Here is a 26171-nt window from a genome sequence, read left to right as displayed (position 1 = left end):
CATCCCCCCGGGGAGCCGCGCAGGAGGGCCCATGTCCGAAACCCCCGATCAGATCCCGATCTTTCCCCTTTGGCCGGGCCGCGCGCTGCGGCTGGCGCCGCTCAGGCCGTTGCAACTGGGGCTCAATCGGTTCGTGGCGCGACTCGCGCGCGAACATCCGAAAATGTTCCGCCGCTTGGGCGAGCATGGCGCCAAGCGCTTTGAAATCGACCCCGTCGATCTGCCCGTGGTGATCTTGCTGGAGCCGCGCGAAGGCGCGCCGAGGGTTACGCTTGCGCGCGCGACGCAGCCGCATGACGCGCGCATCGCGGGGCCGCTGGCGGCGCTTTTGGGGATGGTGCATGGCGCCTATGACGGCGACGCGCTGTTTTTCTCGCGCGATCTGGTGATCGAGGGGGATACAGCCGCGGTTCTGGCGCTGCGCAATGCGATCGACGCGGCCGAGCTGGATTTGGCTGCGGAAATCGAGGCGCTCGCGGGCCCCGCGCGCGGCATGGTCGAGCGCATCGTCGCGCTGGCCGAGAAACGAACCGGCGTGGCGCTGACCCGCCATGAGGAGGCAGAGGCTTGGTAATGGAAATCGTTTGTCCGGCAGGCACGCCGGCAGCCCTGCGCGCCGCCGTCAAGGCCGGCGCGCATACCGTCTATTGCGGTTTCGCGGATGAAACCAATGCCCGCAACTTCCCGGGGCTGAACTTTGAGCGCGACGAGATGCGCGAGAGCATCGCGCGTGCCCATGAGCATGGCGCCAAGGTGCTGATCGCGATCAATACCTACCCGCGCGCGGGGGCGGAGGCCCTTTGGCATCGCGCGGTGGCCGATGCGGCGGGCTGCGGCGCCGATGCGATCATTCTTGCCGATCCGGGGCTCTTGGCCTTTGCGGCGCGCGAATTCCCCGATCTGCGCCGCCACCTCTCGGTGCAGGCGGCCGCCGCCAATGCCGATATCATCAATTTCTACGCCGCCGAATTCGGGGTGAAGCGGGTGGTCTTGCCGCGCGTTCTCTCGGTGCCGGAAATCGCCGCGATTAATGCCGAGACCGATGTCGAGACCGAGGTTTTCGTCTTCGGCGGGCTCTGCGTGATGGCCGAGGGGCGGTGTTCGCTCTCGTCCTATGCCACCGGCAAGTCGCCCAACATGAACGGCGTCTGCTCGCCCGCGAGCCATGTGGAATATCGCGAAGAGGCCGGACGGCTCGATGCGCGGCTCGGCGGCTATACGATCCACCGCGTGGGGGCGGGCGAGCCCGCGCCCTATCCGACGCTCTGCAAGGGCTGTTTCACGGCGGGCGACAAGACCGGGCACCTGTTCGAAGACCCCGTCAGCCTCAATGCCGAGGCGCTGATGCCTGCGCTGCAAAAGGCGGGTGTCACCGCGCTGAAAATCGAGGGTCGGCAGCGCTCGGTGTCTTACGTCTCGCAGGTGGTGCGCAACTTCCGCGCCGCGGTCGATGCGCTCGAGGCCGGGCTGCCGATGCCCGAGGGGATGCTCGCGCGTCTGTCGGAAGGGCAGGCGGGCACTACGGGCGCCTACAAGAAAACCTGGCGCTGAGGAGGGCAAGCGATGGAACTGACAGTCGGCGCTGTGCAATTTTTCTGGAAGCCCGAGCAATGGGCCGAATTTCATGCCGAACTGGCCGATGTGCCGGTCGATCGGGTGGTGCTGGGCGAGCTGGTCTGCTCAAAACGGTTGCCGTTTTATCAGGATCTGATCCCGGATGCGGTGGCGCGGTTGCAGGCGGCGGGCAAGGAGGTCGTGCTGACGAGCCTCGCGCTGATTACCCTGAAGCGCGAGCGCAAGCTGACGGCCGAGCTGGCCGGGATGGGCTGCGAGGTCGAGATCAACGACCTCACCGCGCTCAGCTATCTGCCCGAGGGCGCGGCGTTTTCGGTCGGGGCGCTTGTGAACGTCTATAACGAGGGCACGCTGAACTGGCTGGCCGACAAGGGCGCGCGGCGGATCTGCCTGCCGCCCGAGCTGCCGCTGGCCTCGATCGAGGCGTTGGCCAAGGCGGGCGCCGCGCGGGGCGTGGCGATCGAGGTCTGGGGCCATGGCCGGTTGCCGCTGGCGATCTCGGGGCGCTGCTATCACTCGCGGCTCTACAACCGGCCCAAGGACAATTGCCAATATGCCTGCGAGGAAGACCCCGATGGCCGCCCGGTCGAGACGCTGGAAGGTCAGAGTTTCCTTGCGATCAACGGGGTGCAGACGCTTTCCGACAGCCATGCCTGCGCGGCGCGTCAGGTCGAGAAGCTGCGTGCCGCGGGCGTTTCGGCGCTGCGGCTTTCGCCGCAATCGAAGGGGTTCGCGGATCTCTGCCGGGGCTATCGCGCGGTGCTTGAAGGCACGATGAGCGCGGAGGCGCTGGTGGCAGATCTGATCGCTTCCGATCCCGATCTGCGGCTTTCGGACGGGTTCATCGACGGCGCGCGGGGCGTTGACTGGTCGGGTCTGCGCGAACCGGCCTGAGCCTTTCAGGCCCTCGGGCAAAATGAAAAAGGGGGCGAATTTCGCCCCCTTTTCCCGTTCTCGTGGCTGCGATCAGCCGAAGATCGCGTTCAGCGTCGCCGAGGGGCGCATCACCGCTTCGACCTTCGCCGGGTCGGCGTGGTAATAGCCGCCCAGATCCGCGGGCTTGCCTTCTTCGGCTTTCAGCTCGGCGAGGATCGTGGCTTCGTTCTCGGCCAGCGCCTTGGCCATCGGCGCGAAATGCGCGGCCAGCTCGGCATCGTCACCCTGCGCGGCCATGGCCTCGGCCCAGTAGCGGGCGAACCAGTAATGCGACGAGCGGTTGTCGTTCTGGCCGACGCGGCCCTGCGGGCTGTCGCCATTGTCCAGAACCTTCTGGGTCGCGGCATCGACCGCAGCGCCCAGAACCGCCGCCTTGGCATTGCCACGGGCTTCGGCGAAGAAGTTGAAGCTCTCGCCCAGCGCGCAGAACTCGCCGAGGCTGTCCCAACGCAGGTGGTTTTCGCCCACGACCTGCTGCACGTGCTTGGGTGCGGTGCCGCCAGCGCCGGTCTCGAACATGCCGCCGCCGTTCATCAGTTTGACGATCGAGAGCATCTTGGCCGAGGTGCCCAGTTCCAGGATCGGGAACAGGTCGGTCAGGTAGTCGCGCAGCACGTTGCCGGTGATGGTGACGCAATCCTTGCCCGCGCACATGGTTTCCAGCGTGAAGCGGGTCGCTTCGCGCGGCGCAAGGATCGGGATCTCGATGCCGGCCTCTTTCAGCGCGGGCTCGACATATTTGATCAGCTCGGCGTCATGGGCGCGGTTCGCGTCGAGCCAGAAGGCCGCGGCGCCGGTCGCCTTGGTGCGCGCGATGCCCAGCTGGATCCAGTCGAGGATCGGCGCCTTCTTGGCGGTGGCCGAGCGCCAGATGTCGCCCGTGTCCACGGCATGCTCGTGCAGCACTTCGCCCGAGGCGAGCACGATGCGCACGGTGCCCGGCGCGGCGATCTCGAAGGTGGTCGGGTGCGAGCCGTATTCCTCGGCCTTCTGCGCCATCAGGCCCACGTTCGACACGGCGCCCGCGGTGGTGACGTCGAGTTTGCCGTTTTCCTTGAAGTAGTTGATCGTCTCGTCATAGACGACCGAATAGCAGTTGTCGGGGATGCAGCACTTGGTGTCGGCTTCCTTGCCATCCGGGCCCCAGCCCTTGCCGCCAGCGCGGATCACGGCCGGCATCGAGGCGTCGATGATGACGTCCGAGGGCACGTGCAGGTTGGTGATGCCCTTGTCCGAGTTCACCATGTACATCGGCGGCTTGGCGGCCAGCGCGGCCTTGAGGTCGGCCTCCAGATCGGCATTGCCCTTGATCTTGGCTTCCAGGTCGCCCAGGCCCGCGTTCGGGTTGAAGCCGAGCGCCTTCACGGTCTCGCCGTGCTTGGCCAGGAAGTCCTCGATGTAGACCGAGACGAAATGGCCGAAGATGATCGGGTCCGAGACCTTCATCATCGTCGCTTTCAGGTGCACCGAGAACAGCACGCCCGGCTCCATCGAGGCGACTTCCGCCTTAATGAAGGCGCGCAGCGCCTTGGCCGACAGGAAGGTCGCGTCGACGACGGTGCCTTCTTCGTATTTCAGCCCGTCTTTCAGCACCTTCTCGCTGCCGTCGGCGCCGGTGAAGACGATCTTGGCGGCACCGGCCTGCGCGGCGGTGATGGTCGCCGATTTTTCGTTGGCGAAGAAGTCATCGCCCGACATCGAGGCAACGGTGGTTTTCGAGGTTTTCACCCATTCGCCCATCGAGTGGGGGTTCTTCTGGGCAAAGGCCTTCACGGCCTTGGCGGCGCGGCGGTCCGAGTTGCCTTCACGCAGCACCGGGTTCACGGCCGAACCCTTGATCGCGTCGTAGCGCGCCTGGATCTTTTTCTCTTCGTCGGTCGCGGGCTCAGCCGGGTAATCCGGGATCGCATAGCCCTGCGACTGCAGTTCCTTGATCGCGGCGGTCAGCTGCGGCACCGAAGCCGAGACGTTCGGTAGCTTGATGACGTTGGCTTCGGGGGTCTTCACCAGCTCGCCCAGTTCCGCCAGGTCGTCCGAGATGCGCTGATCTTCGGTCAGGTAATCGGCGAAGGTGGCGAGGATACGGCCAGCCACCGAGATGTCGCGGGTTTCGACATTGATGCCGGCCGGGCCCGCGAAGGCGCGGATCATCGGCAGCAGCGAGACGCGGGCAAGCTCGGGCGCTTCGTCCACGATGGTGTAGATAATGTCGGGGGTCTTGGCCATGGGGTCCGTCCTTTTCGCATCAGGCCGCCCGCGCGCGGGCGCGTGACAGGTTGCAGGCATAGCCGGACGAAACATTGGGCCGAGATTTTGGACCGAGCGCCGCTCCCCCGTCCGGCAGGCTCGGAAATCGGGTAGCCGAGGTAGGGCCACAAGTCAATGTGTGCCATTGTATACCGCGTATTTTTGCCGAATTTTCGCGCCTTTCGGTCGTTCAGGGAGTGGCAGGAGGCCCTGCGGTGCGGGCCTGACCTGCGATCCAGTCGCGAAACGGCGCGATCGGCGCGGTGTCAGCCGTGTCGGGGGGGAAGATAAGCCGGTAGGATTCGCCGGTCTTGAAGCCGCGCTCGGTCGCCAGCCGCAGGCTGCCCGCCGCCAGCGCCCGCGCGGCCAGCACCTCGGGCACGAGCCCAACGCCCAGCCCCGCGATCGCGGCATCAAGCACCATGTCGAAGTGATCGAACCGCGCGCCGCGCAGGATCCTGCGCGGGTCGATCTCGCGGCCGCGGAACCAGTCGAGCCAGAGCGTCGGTCGAGTCGATTGTTGCAACAGCGGCAGGTTCAGCAGGTCTTCGTCGCTCAGTGCGGCGCGGTCCTGCAAGAGTGCGGGCCGCGCGATCGCCACGAGGCGCTCGGGCAGGATTTCGAGCGACGTGGCGCCGGGCGGTTCATGCTGAGAACGCATGATCGCGCAGTCGAACGGGTCGTGCAGGAAATCTACCGGCAGCAGCCGGGACGAGATTTCAAGGCTGATTTCGGGATGGCGCTCGGTGAAATCGGGCAGGCGCGGGATCAACCAGGAGCGCGCAAAGGAGGGCAGGGCCGCCAGCCGCAACACCCGGTCGCGCCCGCCAAAGGCCATGATCCCGGTCGCCGCACTGTTCAGTCGCGCCAGCACCTCTTCGGCCTGCTCCAGAAAGACGTGCCCCGCCTGCGACAGCACCAGCCTTTGACGCTGACGATGAAACAGCGCCGCGCCCAGCCGGTCTTCGAGGCTCGCGAGCGCGCGCGAAATCGCGCTTTGCGTCAGGTTCAGATGCGCTGCCGCCAGCGTCGTCGTGCCCAGCCGCGCGCAGGCCGCGAAGGCCTCAAGCTCGGTGATGGTGGGGATGTAGCGTTTGCGCATGGCGGTCCTTGGTTTTCATAATTATGCGAAAAACTCATGAACTGCGCAAATTATATCGTTAGGCAATTGCGCGGCGCGGCGCTAATCTGGCGCAAATCGAACACCGAAAGGACTTCCGATGAGCGACACCCGCGAGATGAAGGCGAAAGAGCGCCCCGATCTGTCCACCTTCGACTGGGAGGATGCGCTGCGCCTGGCCGACCAGCTGACCGAAGAAGAGCGGATGCTCTCGGACGCGGCGCGCGCCTTTGCCGAGGACCGGCTGGCCTCGCGGGTCGAGCGTGCCTATCTCGACGAATACACCGACCCCGCGATTTTCGCCGAGATGGGCGAGCAGGGGCTTTTGGGCGCGACGATCCCCGAGGAATACGGCGGGCTCGGCGCGGGCTATGTGAGCTATGGACTCGTTGCGCGCGAAATCGAGCGGGTGGATTCGGGCTATCGCTCGATGATGTCGGTGCAAAGCTCGCTGGTGATGTATCCGATCTACGCCTACGGCACCGAGGAGCAGCGCAAGAAATACCTGCCGAAACTGGCGTCGGGCGAGTGGATCGGCTGCTTCGGCCTGACCGAACCCGAAGCGGGCTCGGACCCGGGCAGCCTCAAGACCCGCGCCGAGAAGATCGACGGCGGCTACCGTCTGACCGGCGCCAAAATGTGGATCACCAACGCGCCCTTCGCCGATGTCTTCGTGGTCTGGGCGAAGTCCGAGGCGCATGGCGGCAAGATCAAGGGTTTCGTGCTGGAAAAGGGCATGAAGGGCCTGTCGGCGCCGAAAATCGAGGGCAAGCTGAGCTTGCGCGCCTCGGTCACCGGCGAGATCGTGATGGAGGGTGTTGAGGTCGGCGAAGACGCGCTCTTGCCGCATGTCGAGGGGCTGAAGGGCCCGTTCGGCTGCCTCAACCGCGCGCGCTATGGCATCGCCTGGGGTGTGATGGGCGCGGCCGAGGATTGCTGGCTGCAGTCGCGCCAATACGGGCTTGACCGGCAGCAGTTCCGCAAGCCGCTGGCGGGCACGCAACTCTACCAGAAGAAGCTCGCTGACATGCAGACCGAAATCACGCTGGGCCTGCAGGCCGCGCTGCGCGTGGGCCGGCTGATGGACAAGGGCCGTGCCGCCCCCGAGATGATCAGCCTGATCAAGCGCAACAATTGCGGCAAGGCGCTGGATATCGCGCGGATCGCGCGCGACATGCATGGCGGCAATGGCACGCAGATCGGCTACAAGGTGATGCGCCACGCGCAGAACCTCGAAACGGTGAACACCTACGAGGGCACGCATGACGTCCATGCGCTGATCCTCGGGCGCGCGCAAACCGGCCTTCAGGCCTTCTTCTGATGGCATCCGAGGCGCCCCTTGCCGGGCTGAAGGTGGTTGAGCTTGCCCGCATCCTGGCCGGTCCCTGGGCCGGTCAGGTGCTGGCCGATCTGGGCGCCGAGGTGATCAAGGTCGAGGCCCCCGAGGGCGATGACACGCGCCGCTGGGGCCCGCCCTTCATCGAACGCGAGGGCGACCGGGCAGCGGCCTATTTCCACGCGACGAACCGGAGCAAGGCCTCGGTCATCGCGGATTTCACCACGCCAGAGGGCCAGCAGACCGTGCGCGATCTGGTGGCGGATGCCGATGTGGTGATCGAGAATTTCAAGCTCGGCGGCCTGCGCAAATATGGGCTGGATTACGAGAGCCTGAGCGCGCTGAACCCGCGGCTGGTCTATTGCTCGATCACCGGGTTCGGGCAGGAGGGACCCTATGCCGAGCGGGCGGGCTACGATTTCCTGATCCAGGGGATGGCGGGCTGGATGGACCTGACGGGCGACCCGGCGGGCGAGCCGCAAAAGGTCGGCGTGGCTTTCGCCGACATCTTCACCGGGCTTTACGCGGTGATCGGCATTCAGGCGGCGTTGGCGGCGCGGGCGCGCACGGGGCGCGGCCAGTTGGTCGACATGGCGCTCTTGGACTGTGCGGTGGGTGTGCTGGCCAATCAGGGCATGAATTATCTGGCCACCGGGCGCGCGCCGCACCGGCTGGGCAACGCGCATCCCAATATCGCGCCTTACGAGGTTCTGCCGGTGGCGGATGGCTCGATCATCCTTGCGGTCGGCAATGACGGGCAATTCCGGCGGTTCTGCGGGGTCGTGGGGCTGGAGGCGTTGGGCGCCGATCCGCGGTTCGCCACCAACGAGGCGCGGGTCGCAAACCGTGCCGAATTGCGTCCGCAGATTGTCGCGGCGCTGGCGCGGTTCTCGAAGGCCGAGATTCTGTCGGCGCTTGAGGCCGCGACCGTGCCCGCCGGCCCGATCAACGCGGTGGATGAGGTCTTTGCCGATCCGCAGGTGATCGCGCGCGGCATGCGCATCGAGGCCGCAGCGGAGCAAGGGGCCATCCCCGGCATCCGCCTGCCGATCAAGTTTTCCGAAAGCCCGCTGGCGCCCGCGCGCCCTGCGCCGAAGCTCGGGCAGGGGCGCGATTAACCAGATTTCCGCAAAAGGTTAATGCCCCTCGGGGAAGTGACAGGCCGCCGGATGCGCGCCGTCGCCCAGCTCGGGCCGGGTCTGGCGGCAGAGATCCTGCGCCTTCCAGCAGCGCGGCGCGAAGGGGCAACCTTCGGGCACATTGAGCGGCGAGGGCAGCTCGCCTTCCAGCTTGATCCGCTCGCGGCGCAGATGCGGCTCGGTCGTGGGTGTCGCGGACAAAAGGGCCTTGGTGTAGGGGTGGCGCGGCGCCTCGAACACCTGATCGCGCGTGCCATATTCCACCGGCCGGCCCAGATACATCACGATTACTTCGTCCGCCATGTGGCGCACCACCGAGAGGTCGTGCGAGATGAACAGATAGGCCAGATCGAGCCGCTCTTGCAGGTCCATCAACAGGTTCAGCACCTGCGACTGGATCGAGAGGTCCAGCGCCGACACGGGTTCGTCCAGCACCAGCAGTTTTGGCTCCAGCATCAGCGCACGGGCAATGGCGATGCGCTGGCGCTGCCCGCCCGAGAACATATGCGGGAAACGGTCGTAATGCTCGGGGCGCAGGCCGACCAGCGCCATCATCTCGCGCGCTTTCGCCTGCCGCTCGGCCGCGGGCATCTGCGGGCGGTTGATTCTCAGCGGTTCCTCAAGGATGGCGCCGATGCGGTGGCGCAGGTTGAGCGAGCCGTAAGGGTCCTGAAACACGATCTGCACCGAGGCGCGCAGGCTCGCCCAGGTGTCGGGCGTGGCCGCCTTGCCGTCGATTCTCAGCGTGCCGGCGGTCGGCTCTTCGATCAGGGTGACAAGCCGCGCGAGCGTCGATTTCCCGCAACCGGACTCGCCCACGACCGCAAGCGTCTTGCCCGGTTCGATCGAAAAGCTCGCCTCCGACAACGCCTTGACGACCTGCGGTTTCGAGAACAGCCCGCCGCCCACGACGTAATGGCGCGCGAGGTTTTCGGCGATGATGACGGGGGCGGTCATTGGGTGGCCTCTTCGGGCTGGGTGACGGGGTGGTGGCAGCGCGCAAGGCCCAGCTCGGCGCCCTGCACGGGCGCGCGGGTGCTGTGGCAGATCTCGGTGGCCTTGGCGCAGCGCGGCGCGAACAGGCAGCCTGCCGGGCGGTCATACTGGCCCGGTACGACGCCCGGAATGGTGGGCAGGCGGCGGGTGGTAGCGCGCTCGGGCAGGGCGGCCAGAAGCGCCGCCGTGTAGGGATGATGGGGCGTGGCAAAGAGGCCTTCGACCGGCTGCTCCTCGACCTTCTGGCCTGCGTATTGCACCTGCACACGCTGCGCGGTTTCCGCGACCACGCCCATGTCATGGGTGATCAGGATCAGCGCCATGCCGGTTTCCTTTTGCAGGTCGCTCAACAAATCGAGGATCTGCGCCTGGATCGTCACATCGAGCGCCGTGGTCGGTTCATCGGCGATCAGGAGGCGCGGCTTGCAGGCCAGCGCCATCGCGATCATCACGCGCTGGCTCATGCCGCCCGAGAGCTGGTGCGGAAAGGCGGAAAGCCGCTTTTCCGGGGCCGGAATGCCGACCAGATCCATCAGCTCGATGGCGCGGGCGTGGCGCTGCGCGCGATCGAGGTTGAGGTGCTGACGCAGGGCTTCCTTGATCTGGAAGCCGACGGTGAAGCAGGGGTTGAGCGACGACATCGGCTCTTGAAAGATCATCGCCATGTCGCGGCCGATCACCTTGCGCCGTTCGCGTGCCGAAAGCCTGCGGATGTCGCGGCCGTCGAAGCTCATTTCATCGGCGGTGATCGTGGCGGTCCAGGGCAGAAGCCCCATCATCGCCAGCATCGAGACCGATTTGCCCGAGCCGGATTCGCCCACGATCGCCAGAACATCGCCTTGGTCCACGGTCAGATCGACGCCGTCGACGGCGCGGAAGGGCCCGGCGGCGGTGGCGAATTCGACGGAGAGATTGCGGATGGAGAGAAGGGCCATGGCTCAGCTCCGCTTCAGCTTCGGATCGAGCGCGTCGCGCAAACCGTCGCCCATCAGGTTGATCGACAGGACCGTGATCAGGATCGCGAGGCCCGGGAAGGTCACCACCCACCAGGCGCGCAGGATGAACTCGCGCGCCTCGGCCAGCATCGTGCCCCATTCTGGCGTCGGCGGCTGCGCGCCCATGCCCAGAAACCCGAGCGCGGCAACATCAAGGATCGCGTTCGAAAAGCTCAGCGCGGCCTGCACGATGATCGGCGCAAGGCAGTTCGGCAGCACGGTGATGAACATCAGCCGCGCGCGTCCCGCGCCCGCGACGCGGGCCGAGACGACGTAATCCTTGGTGCGCTCGGTCATCACGGCGGCGCGGGTGAGGCGCACGTAATGGGGCTGCAGCACGATCGCGATGGCGATCATAGCGTTCAGGAGCGACGGGCCCAGAATGGCCACCAGCACCAGCGCCAGCAGGAGCGAGGGGAAGGACAGGATGATGTCCATGATCCGCATGATGATGGTGTCGAGCCATTTCGGCGCGAAGCCCGCGATCAGCCCCAGCAGGATGCCGCCGGTCGCGGCGATCACCACGACGACAATGCCGACAAAGAACGAGTAGCGCGCGCCATGCAGCAGCCGCGAGAGGATGTCGCGGCCCAGAGGGTCGGTGCCGAGCGGGAAGCTCCAGCTGCCGCCCTCGGACCAGGCCGGGGGCAGGAGGGTGGCGGTGCGGTCCTGCACGGTCGGGTCATGCGGCGCGATCAGATCCGCGCCCAAGGCCAACGCGACGAAGGCGGCAAAGACGTAAAGTCCGATCACCGCGCCGCGGTTCTCGCGGAAATAGCGCCAGAATTCGCGCAGGCGGCCGGGGCGGGCGGGGGTGTTGGTGGTGGTCTCGGCCATCTCAGCGCTTCCGGATCTTGGGGTTGATGAGGCCGTAGAGCAGGTCCACGACGAGGTTCACGACCATCACGGCCACCGCCACCAGCAACAATCCCCCCTGCACCACCGGGTAGTCGCGGCGGAAGATGCTGTCGACCATCCACTTGCCGATGCCCGGCCAGCTGAAGATCGTTTCGGTCAGGATCGCGCCGGCCAGCAGCGTGCCGACCGAGAGGCCGATCACGGTAATCACCGGGATCATCGCATTGCGTAGCGCATGCAGCCCGTTCACGCGCAGGGGCGAGAGGCCCTTGGCGCGCGCGGTGCGGATGTAGTCTTCGGAGAGCACTTCAAGCATCGCCGAGCGGGTCTGGCGCGCGATCACCGCCAAGGGGATCGTCGCCAGCACGATCGAGGGCAGCACCAGATGCGAGACCGCCGAGGCGAAGGCGCCTTTCTGTCCCGACAGCAGGCTGTCGATCAGCATGAAGCCGGTGACGTCCTTGAAATAGTAAAGCAGGTCGATCCGCCCCGAGACCGGCGTCCAGTGCAGGTTGCCCGAGAACACGATGATCAGCAGCAACGCCCACCAGAAGATCGGCATCGAATAGCCGATCAGCGCCGTCGACATCAGCGCCCGGTCAAAGAACTTGCCGCGATGGGTGGCCGCGATCACGCCCGCCGGAATGCCCAGGGCAATCGCGATGATGATCGCGCAGATCGACAGTTCGAGCGTGGCCGGAAAGAGCGCGAAGAACTCGTTCCAGACCGGTTTTTTCGTCACGAAAGAGGTGCCAAGGTCGCCCTGCAGCACGCCCGTCAGGTAATCCCAGAATTGCACCAGGATCGGGCGGTCATAGCCGAATTGCTCGACCAGCTCCTTGTAGCGCTCGGGCGTCACGCCGCGCTCGCCCGCCATCACGATGATCGGATCACCGGGTAGGGCGCGGATGAAGGCAAAGGAAATCAGCGTGACGCCGATGAAGGTCGGCACGAAGGTCAGCAGCTTTGAGAGCAGATAGCGCAACATCAGGGCGCCTCGCGACGGGCTGGATGGTCAGGGGACATGTGGCTTTTCGCGGATATGAAAGGGCGGGGCCGGTTGCCCGGCCGCCGCCCGGTTTCGTCAGCGTCGGATCACTTCAGGCCGACTTCGGTGAAGATATGCGAGCCGAGCGGGTGGACCTTGTAGCCCTCCACTTCGGGACGCATCGGCATGAACACGACCGAATGCGCGATCGTGGCCCAAGGCGCCTGCTCCTTGAAGATCACCTGCGCCTCTTCGTAAAGCGCGGTGCGCTCTTCGGCGCTGGTCACGGTTTTCGCCTTCTGGATCGCGTCCTCGAACGGCTGGTAGCACCATTGCGCGCGGTTCGAACCGCCCACGCCGTCACAACCCAGAAGCACCGCGAGGAAGTTGTCCGGGTCGCCATTGTCGCCGGTCCAGCCGAGCAGCACCGCGCCATCGCGGTCTTCGGCCTTCGAGCGGTCGAGGTATTCGCCCCATTCATAGGAGACGATCTCGACATTGACGCCGATCTTGGCGAAATCGGCCTGGATCAGCTCGGCCATGCGGCGCGCGTTCGGGTTGTAGGGGCGCTGAACCGGCATCGCCCAGATCTTCATCGACAGGTCCGAGACACCGGCTTCGGCCAGCATCGCCTTGGCGGCTTCGGGGTCGAACGCGTCGTCCTCGACCGCGTCGTTATACGACCACATGGTCGGCGGGATCGGGTTTTTCGCAGCCTGGCCCGAGCCCTGGAACACCACGTCGATGATCGCCTGCTTGTCGATCGCCATGTTCAGCGCCTTGCGCACCATCGGGTTGTCGAAGGGCGCAACCTTGGTGTTATAGGCGAGGTAGCCGACGTTCAGGCCTTCCTGCTCCATCAGCACGACATCGGGATTGGCCTTGATGCCTTCGATGTCAGCGGGGTTCGGGTAGGGCATGACATGGCATTCGCCCGCCTGCAGCTTCTGATAGCGCACCGAGGCGTCGGGCGTGATCGCGAAGACGAGGTTGTCGAGCTTCGGCAGGCCCTCGCGGTAGAAGTCCGGGTTCTTGGTGTAACGGATCACCGCGTCCTTCTGATAGGCGACGAACTGGAACGGGCCGGTGCCGATCGGCTGCTGGTTCAGCATCTCGGGGGTGCCAGCGGCCGCCATCGCATCGGCATATTCAGCCGAGAGGATCGAGGCGAAATCCATCGCCATATTGGCGATGAAGGGGGCTTCGGGGCGGTTCAGCACGAATTTGACGGTCAGATCGTCGACCTTCTCGATCGACTTGATCAGGTCGCCCATCGACATGCCTTCGAAATATTCCCAGGTGCCGCCCGAAACGCCATTATAGGGGTGCTCCTTGCTCAGCTGACGCTCGAAGGAGAAGATCACGTCATCGGCGTTGAGGTCGCGGGTGGGGGTGAAGAACTCGGTCGAGTGGAACTTGACGCCCGGACGCAGGTGGAAGGTGTATTCCAGCCCGTCGGCGGAGGCTTCATAGCTTTCGGCGAGGCCGGGGACCACTTCGGTGGTGCCGGTCTTGAATTCGACGAGGCGCGAATAGACCGTCTGGCCCGAGGCGTCGAAGGTCGTGCCCGAGGTGTAAAGCGCCGGGTCGAAGCCTTCGGGCGACCCTTCCGAGCAATAGACCAGCGTCTGGGCCGAGGCCGCGCCTGCCATCGCCAGCAAGAGGCTGGTGGTGGTCAGGAATGTGCGAAACTGCATGGGAAACTCCCTGTTGGATTGGATTGAGCCCGACCGGTCGTTTCCAGCCTTGCCGCGACGGCGCGCTTCTGTGGCGTGTCCGTCGGCGGTTCGATCTCTGCCCCTGAACGGAGGGCTTGGGCCCCCTTCTGTCGCAAAGCCAGCGGCCGGCGCCGGGGCGTCGGTCGGGCTGCACCATCTTTGATCGAGTGGTAAATAAATTGCAACACCCCGGAGACGCCCGCAAATCAAAGGTTTCGCGGGCTGCCCCAAGGTAAGTTTGTCGCGCGGTGGCGCGACTCAGGCCGCGTGCCGGGTCGAGCCGAATCCCTCGGCCATCGTGGCATGTGCCTGCGCGGCGACCAGCGGCATGGTTTCGCGATGCGCGAACTCCGCCGGCATCCGCAGCGCGGCATAGACCCGCCCGTCTTCGTCGTTGCGATAGGTCGGCCCGGCGCGGGTGACATCGTAGCCGATCTGGCGCAACGCGCGCATCAGCGCGATCGACGACAGACAGATCATCTCGGTGGCGCCCTGCGCACGGGCGCGCTCGACCAAACCGTCGACGATCATCCGCAGACAGGCCGCGCGGGCCTCGTGGGTGGTCAGCTTGTCGGCAATCACCAGCCGCGTGCATTCCCAGACCTCGGGGGTGGCGATGTCATGGGGCAGGATTTCCGGCGGGATATACTTGAGCTTGCCGAGATGGGCGTCCCGCAGCATGTAGCTATGCACCCCCCACATTGCGGTCGTGGCCATCGCGCGCGCGCCGCCGACCACCTCGCCATCCTCGTCGACCACCAGCGAGTAATGCGCGACGGGGGTGTCGTACTGGTCCATCTCGACCTGCGCGTCATGGGGAACATCCCACCCGAGCTGGTCAACAAAGACCTTCTTGCGAAGTTTAAGGAAGTCGTAAAACGCCGAGCCGTGGCGGTGAAGATCGGAAAAATCGAACGTGATATTGTGCATGTTGCCCTCCATTCTGGATAGGCAATTCCAAGCACGTATTTCCTAAATTTACACCAATAACGATAGTAATTTTCTTAAAACAATCTCTTTTGAGTTGCAATTTTGAGGAGTTCCGACGGTGTTTTTGCGCCAAGTTTGCGTTTCGCGCCGGCGAGGCGTGCCTTGACCGCGGAGTCGGAAATGCCAAGTTCTCCGGCGATCTGCTTGATGCGCAGGCCATCCGCCTGCATCCGGATTGCCTCGATTTCGGCGGCTGTCAGCTTGGGCTGCTCGGCGCCGGCGCAATGCAAGCGGCTCACCATCCGGCAGAGCGCCTCCATCTCGGCTTCGGTGAATTCCCGGTCCGTGCGAAACAGCGTGGCATAGCTGCGCAGCCCGGCGTCGTTCGGGCGCGTGTAAGACGCGGTGGCGGCATATTTCAGCCCCAGCGTGCGCGCGAGCGGCAGGATGCCGGCGGGATCATGCTCGGTAATCTCGCTCCAGCGGGTGACCCCGACGGTCGAATAGATCCAGCGCATCACCGGATCGAAGACGACCAGCCCGCGCTCGGTATAGGTGTCGACCCAGCGCTGCGGCAATTCGTTCAGGTCTTCCTCGGGGAAGGCGTAACCGACCCGCAGGGCAACATAAAACCCGGCCGGCGCAAGGTCGGCGAAGAAATCCCGCTGATCGCTCAGGGATGCCATGGGTTCAAACTTGTTGCGAAGCTGGTGCTGCAAAACTAGTCTTTGGTTGTGTTGCGGTTCATCATTGAAGGCGCGATACACCTTAGAGGCGAAATTCGTGTATGAAAACTGAAAATCTTACAGTCATGGAGGCGATCCGCGAGGAGTTGGCGGATCTCTGCGATACGGGCTACGCCTTTGCGCTGCATATCCGGTTCACGCGGCCAGCGATCCTGCTGCGCACCTATGATGACGCCTGGCTGGAGGAATATTCCAGGCAGGGCATGATGATACGTGATCCCGTGGTGATCTGGGGCATGCAGAATTCGGGCTTTGTCTATTGGTATGACCTCCCCGATCCCGAGGGGATTCTGACCAAGGCCAAGAGTTTTGGCATCCACAATGGCGTGACCTGTTCGGTCGGTCCGGCGTCGTCGCGGACGATTTCGGGCTTCTCGCGCAGCTCCGGCCCCTTCTCGACGCAAGAGGCCGGGTATTTTCTCAACCTCACGCAGAAGTTGCACGATCTGACCGCCGACGTGGAGTGAGCGCAGCCGGGTCAAAGGGGGATTCGATGAAACTGGTGCGTTTTGGGCAGCCCGGGGCGGAGCGTCCGGGGATTCTGGCGTCGGATGGCACGCTGCGTGACCTGAGCGGGTTGGTGCCCGATATCGGCGGCGCGGTGCTGTCGGATCAGGGGCTGGCGATGTTGCGCGCGCTCGATCCGCTGGTGCTGCCGCAAGTGCCCGAGGGGGCGCGGCTGGGGCCTCCGGTCGCGGGCGTGGGCAAGTTCATCTGCATCGGCCTGAATTATGCCGATCACGCGGCTGAATCCGGTATGGAGGTGCCGCCCGAGCCGGTGATCTTCATGAAGGCCACCTCGGCGATCTGCGGCCCCGATGACCCGGTCCTGATCCCGCCCGGCTCGGAAAAAACCGACTGGGAGGTGGAGCTGGCCTTTGTCATCGGCAAGCGCGCCCGTCACGTGCCCGAGGAGCGCGCGATGGAGCATGTCGCGGGCTACATGATCGCGAATGATGTCTCGGAGCGCAGCTTCCAGATCGAGCATGCGGGGCAATGGACCAAGGGCAAGAGCTATGACCATTTCGGGCCGGTCGGGCCCTGGCTCGTGACCCGCGACGCGGTTGCCGACCCGCAGGATCTGGCGATGCGCTGCACGGTCTCAGGGCAGGTGATGCAGCAGGGCTCGACGCGCACGATGGTTTACGGCGTGGGGTTCCTCGTGTCCTACCTGTCGCGGTTCATGACGCTGGAGCCGGGTGATATCGTCTCGACCGGCACGCCGCCGGGCGTCGGCATGGGGATGAAACCGCCGCGCTACCTGCGGGCGGGCGATGTGCTGGAACTTGAGGTCGAGGGGCTCGGTCGCCAGCGCCAAGAGGTCGTCGCCGACCCGCTGGGCTAATCAGCCCGGCGTGCCGCGCGCGGTCACATCCTCGGCGGCCATCGAGACCGATTTCACCAGCGCCCAGACCGGCAGGCCCGGTCGTAGCCCCAGCGCCGCGACCGAGCGCCGCGTGACCTTGGCCAGCAGCCGCTGATCGCCCAGATCAAGGCGCACATGGGCCGAGGCGCCGGGCGCCTCGATCACCTCGGAAATCCGCGCCTGCAACAGGTTCAGGGCCGAGATCCCCTCGGGCCGCGTGAGCGCCAGCGTCACGTCGGAGGCGTGGATATGCAGCCCGATCCGTTGCCCGGGCACGAGCCCCGGCTGGTCCAGAAAGATCGGCCCGCCGGCGGTTTCCACCCGCATCAGCCCGTCGGGTTCGGCGCCCGCGACGGTGCCGGCAAGGATCGCGCCGATCTCGCGCGGGCCGAGCACGGCGGCGGCGGCGGGGGTGGCAAAGACCTCGGCCACCGGACCCGCGGCGCGCAGCTGCCCGCCTTCGATCAGCACCAGCGTCGTTGCCAGCCGCGCGAGCTCTTCGGGGGCGTGGCTGATGTAAAGGATCGGCAGGCCGAAGCGGTCGCGCAGCCCCTCGAGATAGGGCAGGATCTCGGCCTTGCGGGCGGGGTCGAGCGCCGAGAGCGGCTCGTCGAGGATCAGCGCGCGCGGGTTCGCCAGAAGCGCGCGGCCAAGCGCCACCCGCGCCACTTCGCCGCCCGACAGATGCGCGGGACGGCGGTTCAGCAGCGGCGCGATGCCCAGCAGATCGGCGATCTCGTCAAGTTGCGGTGCGGTTAAGGAGCGTGGCGCAAGTTTTTGGCCATAAATCAGATTTTGTCGAACGCTCAGATGCGGAAACAACCGCGCATCCTGAAACACATAGCCGATGCGGCGGCGTTGCGGCGGCACGAAGATGCCGCGCGCGCTGTCCAGCAATACCTCGCCGCCCAGCACGATCCGCCCGCGCTCGGGGCGCAGGAGCCCCGCGACCGATTGCGCGATCGTGCTCTTGCCCGCGCCCGAGCGTCCGAAGAGCGCCGTCAGCCCGGCGGGCGCGGTAAAGGCGAGGTCGAGGGTGAAATCCTCAATGCGGTGGTGCAGCTCGATCTCCAACATCAGCGCGCCCCCTTGATCCGGGCGGCGACGCGGCGCGCCACCCATTCCGAGAGCACCAGCGCGACCATCGCCACCGCCACCGCCACCAGCACCAGCCGCGCCACCGTCGCTTCGGCGCCGGGCACCTGCAGGAAGCTGTAGATCGCGGTCGGCAGGGTCTGGGTCTGGCCGGGGATGTTCGAGACGAAGGTGATCGTCGCGCCGAACTCGCCCATCGCCTTGGCGAAGGCCAGCACCGCGCCGGCGAGGATGCCGGGCAGGATCAGGGGCAGGGTGATTGTGGCGAAGATGCGCGGGGTCGAGGCGCCGAGCGTGGCGGCGGCCTCTTCCAGCCCCGGATCGACCGCCTCGATCGCCAGCCGGATCGCGCGCACCATCAGCGGAAAGGCCATGATCGCCGCCGCCAGCGCCGCGCCCGTCCAGCGAAAGGCCAGCACGATGCCCAGGTCGGCCAGCGGCGCGCCAAGCCAGCCGGTCCGCCCGAAGGTCAGCAACAGCAGGTAGCCGGTGACGACGGGCGGCAGGATCAGCGGCAGGTGCACGAGCCCGTTGACAAGGCTCTTGCCCGGAAACTCCCAACGCGCGAGCGCATAGGCGGTGAACAGCCCGGCGGGCAGGCTGGCCAGCACCGCCACCAGCGCCACGCGCAGCGACAGCAGGACCGCCTGCGCCGCCTCGGGCGGCAGGCCGAGCGCCTCGGTCAGGCTCATGCCGCGGGCCTCACGGTGAAGCCCTCGGCGCGGAATTCGGCGGCGGCCTCGGGGCCCGCGAGCCAGTCGTGAAAGGCGCGGGCGGCGTCGGAGGCGGGGGCGATCAGCGCCTCGGGATAGGTGATCTCGGGGTGGCTGCCCGCGGGAAAGGTGCCGACGACCTGCACGCGCGGCTCGGCGCGGGCGTCGGTGGCATAGACGATGCCATAGGGCGCCTCGCCGTTGGCGACCAGCGCCAGCGCCGTGCGCGCATTGTCGGATTGTGCAAGGTGGGGCGCGGTTTTGTCCCAGATTTCAAGGGATTGCATGGCGCTTTTCGCGTATTGACCGACCGGAACAGCCTCGGTCAACGCGGTGGCGAGGTGGCCGCCATCCAGCGGCGTGACCAGATCCACGCCCGGCTCCAGCGTGATCGGTGCGGCCTGCGCGTCATGCGCGATCAGCACGAGGCTGTTGCCCAAGAGGTCGCGCCGCGTGCCGGGCTCCAGGAGCCCTTCGGCGGCGATGGCCTCCATCCAGTTGGGGCTGGCCGAAAGGAACACCTGCGCGGGCGCACCTTGGCGGATCTGCAGCGCCAGCTTGCCCGAGCCCGCGTAGGAAATCACCACCTCATGGCCGGTCGCGGCCTCGAACCCGTCGGCCACGCGGTCGAGCGCGGTCTTGAGCGAGGCGGCGGCAAAGACGGTGACGGTCTCGGCCAGAGCGGGATGGGGCATGGCGAGGGCCAGAAGCAGGAGGGCTGCGCGCATCGGGAGGCTTTCGTTGTGTTCGGGTGGGAATATCGCTTGCGCGTGGCGACCTTGCAAGCGGTATTTCCGCAAGGATATAGCGCTGCGCGATGCCGCCTCGTCAGGCTTGCCTGCGCGCGCGGGTCGGGCAAGAGTTTGGGCAAACGGGTGGAGGAGGCAGAGATGGCACAACAGGATGATCCGATCGAGGCGGCGGTGGCGGAGATGCTCGACGGGAGCACGGCCGAACCTGTGCCTGAGGCGGGCGCAAAGCCTGCGCCGAAACCCGCCGATCCGCGCCCCGAGCCCGCCGCGCCCGCGGATGTGCCCTTGGCCGCGATCACCGCGCGGTTTCAGGCGATGGCCGACGGTGCGCCCGCGCGCCGCGCCGGGCTCGATTACGCGCGCCGGGTGACCGCGCTCAAGACCCTCTCGGCGGCGATCCGCAAGAGTGAGGCGGAGATCATCGCGGCGCTGGCCGAAGACCTTGGCAAGCCCGAGCCCGAGGTGCGCCTGACCGAGATCATGCCGGTTCAGGCCGAGATCGCCCACACGCTGAAGCACCTGAAACGCTGGATGCGCCCGAAACGCGCGCGCGGCACGCTGATCGCCTTTGGCACGCGGGCGCGGATTCGGCCCGAGCCCAAGGGCACGGCGCTGATCGTCTCGCCCTGGAACTACCCGTTCGGGCTGGCGCTGGGGCCGCTGGTCTCGGCGCTGGCGGCGGGGAATGCGGCGATCATCAAGCCCTCCGAGCTGGCGCCGGCGACATCGGCGCTGGTGGCGCGGCTGGTGTCGGAGGCCTTCGCGCCCGATTTCGTCTGGGTGGCCGAAGGCGGTGTCGGGGTGGCGCAGGCGCTGATGGATCTGCCGTTCGATCACCTGTTCTTCACCGGCTCGCCCGAGGTCGGGCGCAAGGTGATGGCGGCGGCGGCGCGGCATCTGACGCCGGTCACGCTGGAGCTGGGCGGCAAGTCGCCGGTGATCGTGGGCGAGGGGGCGGACCTGAAGGCGGCGGCGCGGGCAATCGCCTGGGGCAAGTTCGCCAATGCCGGGCAGACCTGCATCGCACCCGACCATGTCTACGTCGCGCGCGGGGTGGAAAAGCGGTTCGTGGCCGAGCTGAAAGCCGCGATCGCGAAGATGTATGGGCGCACGCCCGAGGCGCAGGCGGCGGGGCGCGACTATGCGCGGATCGTCTCGGGGCGGCATTTCGTGCGGCTGACGGGGATGATCGACGAGGCCTGCGCGGCGGGGGCCGAGCTGGTCGCGGGCGGCGAGAGCGACCGGGCGACGCGGTTCCTCGCGCCGACGGTGCTGCGCAATGTGAACCCGGGCGCCGCGCTGATGCGCGAAGAGATTTTCGGGCCGGTCCTGCCGCTGGTGCCGTTTGACGATCTTGACGGCGTGATCGCGCGGATCAATGCCGGGCCGAAGCCGCTGGCGCTTTATGTTTTCGACAAGGACCGCGCGCGGATCGAGGCGATCTGCGCGCAGACCTCGTCGGGCGGGGTCGGCATCAATGTGACGCTCGCGCATTATATGCACCTGAATCTGCCCTTTGGCGGGATCGGCAATTCCGGGATCGGGGCGGCGCATGGCGAATGGGGGTTCCGGGCCTTCAGCCATGAAAAGCCCGTTCTGGAGAACCGCTTTGCGCCGCTTGGGGGCTTCATGCCGCCCTATCGCGGGATGAAGGCGCGCCGGATCCGGTTGATGGCGCGCATCCTCGGGCGCTGAGCCGCGCCGCCCAAGGCCTTGCCCCGGCCGGGAAAATGACGCAGAGCTTGGCGCAAAGAGGAGTGTCCCATGAGCAAGACCAATCCCGATCCGCGCGCGCCCGAGCAGGTGGCGCCTGCGCTGGGGATCCTGGGGCTTCTGACGCTGGCCTTGCCGCCCCTGTTCTGGGCGGGGAATTTCATCGTTGCCCGCGCCGCCCGCGCCGAGGTGCCGCCGTTCGCACTGTCGTATGGGCGCTGGCTGATCGCGGGGCTGGTGCTCTTGCCCTTTGCCTGGCGCGCGATCGGGCGGGACTGGCCGGTGTATCGGCGGCATTGGAAGCGGGTCGTGGCGCTGGCGGTGCCGGGCGTTCTGGCCTTCAACTCGCTGGTCTATCTGGGGCTGCAGCAGACGGCGGCGACGAACGGGATGCTGCTCAATTCGACGATCCCGGTGTTGATCCTCGTGCTGGGCGCGATCTTCTGGCGCCAGCCGCTGAACCTGGGCCAGATCGCGGGGTTGATGGTCTCAACTTTCGGGGTGGGCGTGGTGATCCTGCATGGCGAATGGTCGCGGTTGGTCGCGCTGGAAGTCTCGCAGGGGGACCTGATCATCTTCGCGGCGATGGTGTGCTGGGCGATCTACACGATGGGGCTGCGGTTCTTCCCGGCCGAGGTCAACCGCATCGGCTTTCTCGAAGTGCAGATCGCGGTGACGCTGGTCCTGTTGCTCCCCTTCCTGATCTGGGAGATCGCCTCGGGGCGCACGCCCAGCTGGAGCGCCGAAGCGGTGGGTGCGCTGATCTATGTGGGCATCGTGCCCTCGATCCTCGCCTATCTGCTCTATATGCGGGGCGTCGCCGTGGCGGGGCCGGCCCGCGCGGGGATGGCGATCCATCTTTTGCCGGTTTACGGGGCGGTGCTGTCCTCGATCTTTCTGGGCGAGCATCTGCAAGCCTATCACGCGGTCGGCTTTGCCGCCATCCTCGCCGGAATTCTCGTTGCCGGGCGTGCAAGCCGTAGCCGCTGAACCCCGCGTAAAACCCGGAAATTCAGGGGTTTTTCACTTGCATCGGCGCGCCAAACCCGTATAAGGCCCCATCTTCCGCGTGACTTGTAACCGGCGATGCCTCTCGTGGTGGGCTGCGGAAGCCTTGGTCCCACCGTTGAAGCCGCCTTGAAAAACAGGAGCTTACATGCCGCTTTACGAGCATGTCCTCATTGCGCGTCAGGATCTGTCCAACGCGCAGGCCGAAGGCCTTGTCGAACATTTCTCCACGGTCCTCTCGGACAACGGCGGCAAAGTCGTCGAATCCGAATACTGGGGCGTGAAGACCATGGCCTACAAGATCAACAAAAACCGCAAGGGTCACTACGCCTTCCTGAAAACCGACGCCCCGTCGTCGGCCGTGCAGGAAATGGAGCGTCTGGCCCGTCTGCATGACGACGTGATGCGCGTTCTGACCATCAAGGTCGAAGCCCACGAAGAGGGCCCCTCGGTCCAGATGCAGAAGCGCGACGAGCGTGAACCGCGCGGCGAACGCCGCGAGCGTCGTTGATCGGGTAAGGAGCAAGAACCATGGCAAAACCGTTTTTCCGTCGCCGCAAGGTCTGCCCGTTCTCGGGCGAGAACGCGCCGAAAATCGACTACAAAGACGTTCGTCTTCTGCAGCGCTACATCTCGGAGCGCGGCAAGATCGTCCCGGCCCGCATCACCGCCGTCTCGGCCAAGAAGCAGCGTGAACTGGCCCGCGCCATCAAGCGCGCCCGCTTCCTCGCCCTGCTGCCCTACGCCGTGAAGTAAGGAGAGAGACCATGCAAGTCATCCTTCTGGAACGTGTGGCCAAGCTTGGCCAGATGGGCGAAGTCGTCAACGTGCGTGACGGCTACGGCCGCAACTACCTGCTGCCGCAGGGCAAGGCGCTGCGCGCCTCGGAAGCCAACATCAAGGCCTTCGAAGCCCAGAAAGCCCAGCTCGAAGCCCGCAACCTCGAGACCAAGCAAGAGGCCGAGGCTCTGGGCGAGAAGCTCAACGGTCAGCAGTTCGTCGTGATCCGTTCGGCGTCGGACGCCGGCTCGCTCTACGGCTCGGTCACCCCGCGTGACGCCGCCGAGGCCGCCACCGCCGCTGGTTTCACCGTCGACAAGAAGCAAGTCGCTCTGAAAGCCCCGATCAAGGATCTGGGCCTGCACGAGATGCACGTGCGTCTGCACCCCGAAGTCGACGTGACCATCGTTCTGAACGTGGCCCGCTCGGCCGAAGAAGCCGAACTGCAGGCTTCGGGCAAGTCGATCCAGGAACTCGCCGCCGAGGCTGACGCCCAGGCCGAGTTCGAGATCGCCGAACTGTTCGACGAAGTCGGCGCCGCCGCTGGCGACGAAGACGAAGAATAATCGGACCGACCTTTCGGTCTGATCGAACCGCGCCCCTCGGGGCGCGGTTTTTTCGTTCCCGGGGCAGCACCTTGCCGCGCAGGGCGCTTGCCGGAACCTGGACCTTTGCGTAAACCTGTGGCGCACAGCCAGCGCCGGAGACCGAGATGACCGACCTGCTCGAAAAACTTCGCCCCTATCTTGAGATGGCCCGCGACTGGGCGGTGACGCCCGCAGCCTGGGGGCAGGCGGTGGCGCTGGTGGTGGCGGTGCTCGGCGCGCGCATGGCGACGCGGGCGCTGCGCCCGATCCTGCTACGCGTGCTGACGCCCGCTGAGGGGGCGCGCGGCGTGATCGCGCTTGGCCAGCGCCAGCTCGCGCGGCTGATGCCGCTGCTGGCGCCCTTGCTGATCGCGGGCTTCGTCGCGGTCGCCGAAGAGGTGATCCGGGGCGCTTTTGGCACCGGCGGGATCCTTGGATTTGCCAAGCGGTTCATGCTGTTCCTCGTGGTGCGTAGCTTCGTGCGCGACGTGCTGCGTGACAATTTCCTACGCACCTATGGGCGGTTTTTCATTCTGCCGATCGCGGCGGTCTATGCGCTGGGGCTGCTGCCGGTCGTCTCCGAGTACCTGTCGCAGCTCAAGGTGCCGCTGGGCAATCTATCGTTCGACCTGCTTTGGCTGGTCAAGTTCGGGCTGTTCGGCGGGTTGATCTTCTGGCTCGGGCGCTGGTCCGACAATCGCTCGCAGGCCTATATCGAGGGCCAGACCGACCTGCGCCCGGCGACGCGGCAGCTGGCGCTGAAGGCCTCGGTGGTGGCGATCTACGGCGTCGCCTTCCTGATCCTGATGAACGTGATGGGCATCAACCTGACGGCGCTGGCGGTGATCGGGGGCGCGCTTGGCGTCGGGATCGGCTTTGGCCTGCAACAGATCGCCTCCAACTTCATCTCGGGCATCATCCTGCTGCTGGAGGGTCAGGCGACGGTTGGCGATTACGTCGAATTGGATGGCGGCGAACAGGGCACGATCGTCAAGATGACGATGCGCTCGATCATCCTCGAAACCTTCGACGGCAAGTGGATCGTGGTTCCGAACGAGCATTTCATCACCACCCGGGTGGTGAATTATTCGGATCAGGGCTCGGCGAACCGGCTCGAGGCGGAGTTTTCCGTGAGCTACGACACCGATATCAACCTTGTGCCCGCGATCATCGAGGCGGCGGTGGCCAAGCATCCCAAGGTGCTCGACTCGCCCGCGCCGCCCGATTGCGAGCTGCGCGGTTTTGGCGAGAGCGGCATTGATTTCGCGGTGGAATTCTGGGTCAGCGGGCTGGATGACGGTCCGAACAAATATGTCTCGGACGTGCTGTTCCTGATCTGGAACGCACTGAAAGACAACGGCATCGAGATCCCCTATCCGCATCGCGTGATCGAGATCAAAGGGCAGGGCGGGGCACCTCTGGCCGGCTGATTGGCGCAACGGGGTTGGACAGGCGCGCCGCCTGACCTAGCTTGGAGGTCATAGCCAGACCGGACCTTGCCATGCCCCATTTCCTGCCCCGCCTTTCCCTTTCCCTTTCCCTTTCCCTCGCTCTTTGCGCCGCGCCCGCGCTGGCCGAAGAGAATGCCGGCGGCAATCGTGCCGTCGATCCCACCTTTCGCAGCGAGACGATCGCGCGGTTTGACACGCCCTGGTCGCTGACCCGCATCCCCGAGGGCGGTTGGCTGGTGTCTGAGCGCGGCGGTGCGCTCTATCGGGTCAGCGACGCGGGGGAGAAGCAGCGGCTTGCGGGCGTGCCCGCGGTCGAGGCGGCGGGGCAGAACGGGCTCTTGGATACGGCCTTCGCGCCGGATGGGCGGCTTTTCCTGACGGCAGTCGTGCCGGGAGCCCGAAAAGGCGGGGACCTCGCGCTGTTCTCGGCGCGGCTGGGGGCGGCGGGGCTGGAGGATCTGCGCGAGCTGTGGCGCCAGGTGCCGTCGGGCGGGGGCGGGCAGCCGGGCGGCATCATCGCCTTTCAGGACGGCATGCTTTACCTTAGCGTCGGCGACCGGATGCGCCCCGAGACGATGGGGCCGGGCGTGATGCGCGGGGTGATCCTGCGCTTTGCGATGACGCCGGAGGGGCTGGCCGCACCGGAGGTCGTCTCGACCGGGCATCGCAACCAATATGGGCTGGTCTTTGACGCCGAGGGTCAGCTTTGGGAGCATGAGATGGGCCCGCGCGGCGGCGATGAGCTGAACCTGATCCGCGCGGGGCGCGACTATGGCTGGCCGCGCGTGTCCTGGGGCGATCACTACTCGCTCCTGCCGATCCCGGATCATGACACCGACCCCACCGCCGAGCGCCCACAGCTTTACTGGACGCCGGTGATCGCGCCTTCGGGGATGATCGCCTATCAGGGCGCGCTGTTTCCCGACTGGCAGGGCAGGTTGCTGATTGGCGGGCTGCGCAGCCAGGCGCTGGTGGTGGTGACGCGTGACCCCGCGCGTGAAGAGGCGCGCTATGACATGGGCGCGCGGATCCGGGATGTCGCCGAGGCGCCCGATGGCGCGGTCTGGGTGATCGAGGATGACGCGCGCGGGCGGCTGCGGCGGCTCACGCCCTGAGTTGAAA

Annotated in this window: 26 protein-coding genes; 14 read left to right on the top strand and 12 right to left on the bottom strand. The window is 66.2% G+C overall.

Features of this window, described 5'->3' with window-relative positions; translation table 11 throughout:
• Nucleotides 1–31 precede the first annotated feature (31 nt).
• From ubiT to ubiV, 3 genes are read left to right on the top strand one after another with little or no spacing between them, the layout of a single operon-like run.
• Entirely contained in the window at nucleotides 32–574 is a 543-nt protein-coding gene (gene ubiT, locus CLN94_RS12225; protein ID WP_096434232.1) for a ubiquinone anaerobic biosynthesis accessory factor UbiT, read from the top strand.
• Nucleotides 574–1551, top strand: a complete 978-nt coding sequence (gene ubiU / locus CLN94_RS12220) for a ubiquinone anaerobic biosynthesis protein UbiU (protein WP_096434231.1) — start codon at nucleotides 574–576, stop codon at nucleotides 1549–1551. Before ubiT ends, ubiU begins: the two co-directional genes overlap by 1 nt.
• Nucleotides 1552–1563: 12 nt before the next feature.
• Nucleotides 1564–2469 (top strand): ubiquinone anaerobic biosynthesis protein UbiV, encoded by a 906-nt coding sequence (gene ubiV, locus CLN94_RS12215; protein ID WP_096434230.1) that lies wholly within the window; start codon nucleotides 1564–1566, stop codon nucleotides 2467–2469.
• Nucleotides 2470–2541: 72 nt separating this feature from the next.
• Here the strand turns inward: ubiV and CLN94_RS12210 are convergent, their stop codons facing one another.
• Both CLN94_RS12210 and CLN94_RS12205 read right to left on the bottom strand, forming a co-directional pair.
• A complete protein-coding gene (locus CLN94_RS12210) occupies nucleotides 2542–4737 on the bottom strand; it encodes an NADP-dependent isocitrate dehydrogenase (protein ID WP_096434229.1) in 2196 nt (731 codons plus the stop codon).
• Between the two features lie 211 nt (nucleotides 4738–4948).
• On the bottom strand, nucleotides 4949–5860 hold the full coding sequence (locus CLN94_RS12205; RefSeq protein WP_096434228.1) for a LysR substrate-binding domain-containing protein: 912 nt from the start codon (nucleotides 5858–5860) through the stop codon (nucleotides 4949–4951).
• A 118-nt stretch (nucleotides 5861–5978) separates the two neighbouring features.
• On the opposite strand from CLN94_RS12205, the gene CLN94_RS12200 reads away from it, so the two are divergent.
• Both CLN94_RS12200 and CLN94_RS12195 read left to right on the top strand, forming a co-directional pair.
• Complete coding sequence (locus CLN94_RS12200) at nucleotides 5979–7199, top strand: acyl-CoA dehydrogenase (RefSeq protein ID WP_096434227.1); 1221 nt, start codon at nucleotides 5979–5981, stop codon at nucleotides 7197–7199.
• Nucleotides 7199–8332 carry a CaiB/BaiF CoA transferase family protein gene (locus CLN94_RS12195; protein WP_096434226.1) on the top strand — a complete coding sequence of 378 codons (1134 nt, stop codon included), beginning with the start codon at nucleotides 7199–7201 and terminating at the stop codon, nucleotides 8330–8332. The genes CLN94_RS12200 and CLN94_RS12195 overlap by 1 nt, the downstream gene beginning before the upstream one ends.
• An 18-nt stretch (nucleotides 8333–8350) precedes the next feature.
• Here CLN94_RS12195 and CLN94_RS12190 read toward each other — a convergent pair whose 3' ends face one another.
• The 7 genes from CLN94_RS12190 to CLN94_RS12160 form a co-directional block, all read right to left on the bottom strand.
• Nucleotides 8351–9310: an ABC transporter ATP-binding protein gene (locus CLN94_RS12190; RefSeq protein ID WP_096434225.1), complete on the bottom strand. Its 960-nt coding sequence runs from the start codon at nucleotides 9308–9310 to the stop codon at nucleotides 8351–8353.
• Nucleotides 9307–10284 carry an ABC transporter ATP-binding protein gene (locus CLN94_RS12185; RefSeq protein WP_096434224.1) on the bottom strand — a complete coding sequence of 326 codons (978 nt, stop codon included), beginning with the start codon at nucleotides 10282–10284 and terminating at the stop codon, nucleotides 9307–9309. The genes CLN94_RS12190 and CLN94_RS12185 overlap by 4 nt, the downstream gene beginning before the upstream one ends.
• Before the next feature lie 3 nt (nucleotides 10285–10287).
• Entirely contained in the window at nucleotides 10288–11181 is an 894-nt protein-coding gene (locus CLN94_RS12180) for an ABC transporter permease subunit (RefSeq protein ID WP_096434223.1), read from the bottom strand.
• 1 nt (nucleotide 11182) lies between these two features.
• A complete protein-coding gene (locus CLN94_RS12175) occupies nucleotides 11183–12190 on the bottom strand; it encodes an ABC transporter permease subunit (RefSeq protein ID WP_096434222.1) in 1008 nt (335 codons plus the stop codon).
• Between the two features lie 107 nt (nucleotides 12191–12297).
• Nucleotides 12298–13887 carry an ABC transporter substrate-binding protein gene (locus tag CLN94_RS12170; RefSeq protein ID WP_096434221.1) on the bottom strand — a complete coding sequence of 530 codons (1590 nt, stop codon included), beginning with the start codon at nucleotides 13885–13887 and terminating at the stop codon, nucleotides 12298–12300.
• 279 nt (nucleotides 13888–14166) lie between these two features.
• Nucleotides 14167–14838, bottom strand: coding sequence for an acyl-homoserine-lactone synthase (locus CLN94_RS12165; RefSeq protein ID WP_096434256.1), 672 nt, complete (start codon nucleotides 14836–14838; stop codon nucleotides 14167–14169).
• 74 nt (nucleotides 14839–14912) lie between these two features.
• Nucleotides 14913–15605 (bottom strand): helix-turn-helix transcriptional regulator, encoded by a 693-nt coding sequence (locus tag CLN94_RS12160; protein WP_245845224.1) that lies wholly within the window; start codon nucleotides 15603–15605, stop codon nucleotides 14913–14915.
• A gap of 20 nt (nucleotides 15606–15625) precedes the next feature.
• On the opposite strand from CLN94_RS12160, the gene CLN94_RS12155 reads away from it, so the two are divergent.
• Nucleotides 15626–16051: an autoinducer binding domain-containing protein gene (locus CLN94_RS12155; RefSeq protein WP_096434219.1), complete on the top strand. Its 426-nt coding sequence runs from the start codon at nucleotides 15626–15628 to the stop codon at nucleotides 16049–16051.
• 26 nt (nucleotides 16052–16077) lie between these two features.
• Nucleotides 16078–16929: a fumarylacetoacetate hydrolase family protein gene (locus tag CLN94_RS12150; RefSeq protein ID WP_096434218.1), complete on the top strand. Its 852-nt coding sequence runs from the start codon at nucleotides 16078–16080 to the stop codon at nucleotides 16927–16929.
• Here the strand turns inward: CLN94_RS12150 and modC are convergent, their stop codons facing one another.
• The 3 genes from modC to modA are packed head-to-tail and all read right to left on the bottom strand — an operon-like array spanning nucleotide 16930 to nucleotide 19486.
• On the bottom strand, nucleotides 16930–18027 hold the full coding sequence (gene modC / locus CLN94_RS12145) for a molybdenum ABC transporter ATP-binding protein (RefSeq protein ID WP_425439463.1): 1098 nt from the start codon (nucleotides 18025–18027) through the stop codon (nucleotides 16930–16932).
• Nucleotides 18027–18737 (bottom strand): molybdate ABC transporter permease subunit, encoded by a 711-nt coding sequence (modB, locus tag CLN94_RS12140; protein ID WP_096434217.1) that lies wholly within the window; start codon nucleotides 18735–18737, stop codon nucleotides 18027–18029. Before modB ends, modC begins: the two co-directional genes overlap by 1 nt.
• Nucleotides 18734–19486, bottom strand: a complete 753-nt coding sequence (modA, locus tag CLN94_RS12135; RefSeq protein WP_096434216.1) for a molybdate ABC transporter substrate-binding protein — start codon at nucleotides 19484–19486, stop codon at nucleotides 18734–18736. Before modA ends, modB begins: the two co-directional genes overlap by 4 nt.
• A 162-nt stretch (nucleotides 19487–19648) precedes the next feature.
• On the opposite strand from modA, the gene CLN94_RS12130 reads away from it, so the two are divergent.
• From CLN94_RS12130 to CLN94_RS12100, 7 genes are all read left to right on the top strand, one after another.
• Nucleotides 19649–21205, top strand: coding sequence for an aldehyde dehydrogenase family protein (locus CLN94_RS12130; protein ID WP_245845222.1), 1557 nt, complete (start codon nucleotides 19649–19651; stop codon nucleotides 21203–21205).
• 69 nt (nucleotides 21206–21274) lie between these two features.
• Entirely contained in the window at nucleotides 21275–22213 is a 939-nt protein-coding gene (locus tag CLN94_RS12125; protein ID WP_096434215.1) for a DMT family transporter, read from the top strand.
• Nucleotides 22214–22379: 166 nt separating this feature from the next.
• Nucleotides 22380–22742: a 30S ribosomal protein S6 gene (gene rpsF / locus CLN94_RS12120; RefSeq protein WP_096434214.1), complete on the top strand. Its 363-nt coding sequence runs from the start codon at nucleotides 22380–22382 to the stop codon at nucleotides 22740–22742.
• 20 nt (nucleotides 22743–22762) lie between these two features.
• On the top strand, nucleotides 22763–22987 hold the full coding sequence (gene rpsR / locus CLN94_RS12115; protein WP_096434213.1) for a 30S ribosomal protein S18: 225 nt from the start codon (nucleotides 22763–22765) through the stop codon (nucleotides 22985–22987).
• A gap of 11 nt (nucleotides 22988–22998) precedes the next feature.
• The gene (gene rplI / locus CLN94_RS12110; RefSeq protein WP_096434212.1) at nucleotides 22999–23577 is read left to right on the top strand and encodes a 50S ribosomal protein L9; all 579 of its coding nucleotides are present in this window, start codon (nucleotides 22999–23001) and stop codon (nucleotides 23575–23577) included.
• 146 nt (nucleotides 23578–23723) lie between these two features.
• On the top strand, nucleotides 23724–25028 hold the full coding sequence (locus CLN94_RS12105) for a mechanosensitive ion channel family protein (protein WP_096434211.1): 1305 nt from the start codon (nucleotides 23724–23726) through the stop codon (nucleotides 25026–25028).
• A gap of 71 nt (nucleotides 25029–25099) precedes the next feature.
• Complete coding sequence (locus CLN94_RS12100) at nucleotides 25100–26164, top strand: PQQ-dependent sugar dehydrogenase (protein ID WP_096434210.1); 1065 nt, start codon at nucleotides 25100–25102, stop codon at nucleotides 26162–26164.
• Nucleotides 26165–26171 lie beyond the last annotated feature (7 nt).

The sequence above is a fragment of the Pseudothioclava arenosa genome, assembly GCF_002358085.1.
GTDB lineage: Bacteria > Pseudomonadota > Alphaproteobacteria > Rhodobacterales > Rhodobacteraceae > Pseudothioclava > Pseudothioclava arenosa.
The sequence above is the reverse complement of the archived record's forward strand: the minus strand, read 5'-3'. Positions and strand labels throughout refer to the sequence as shown.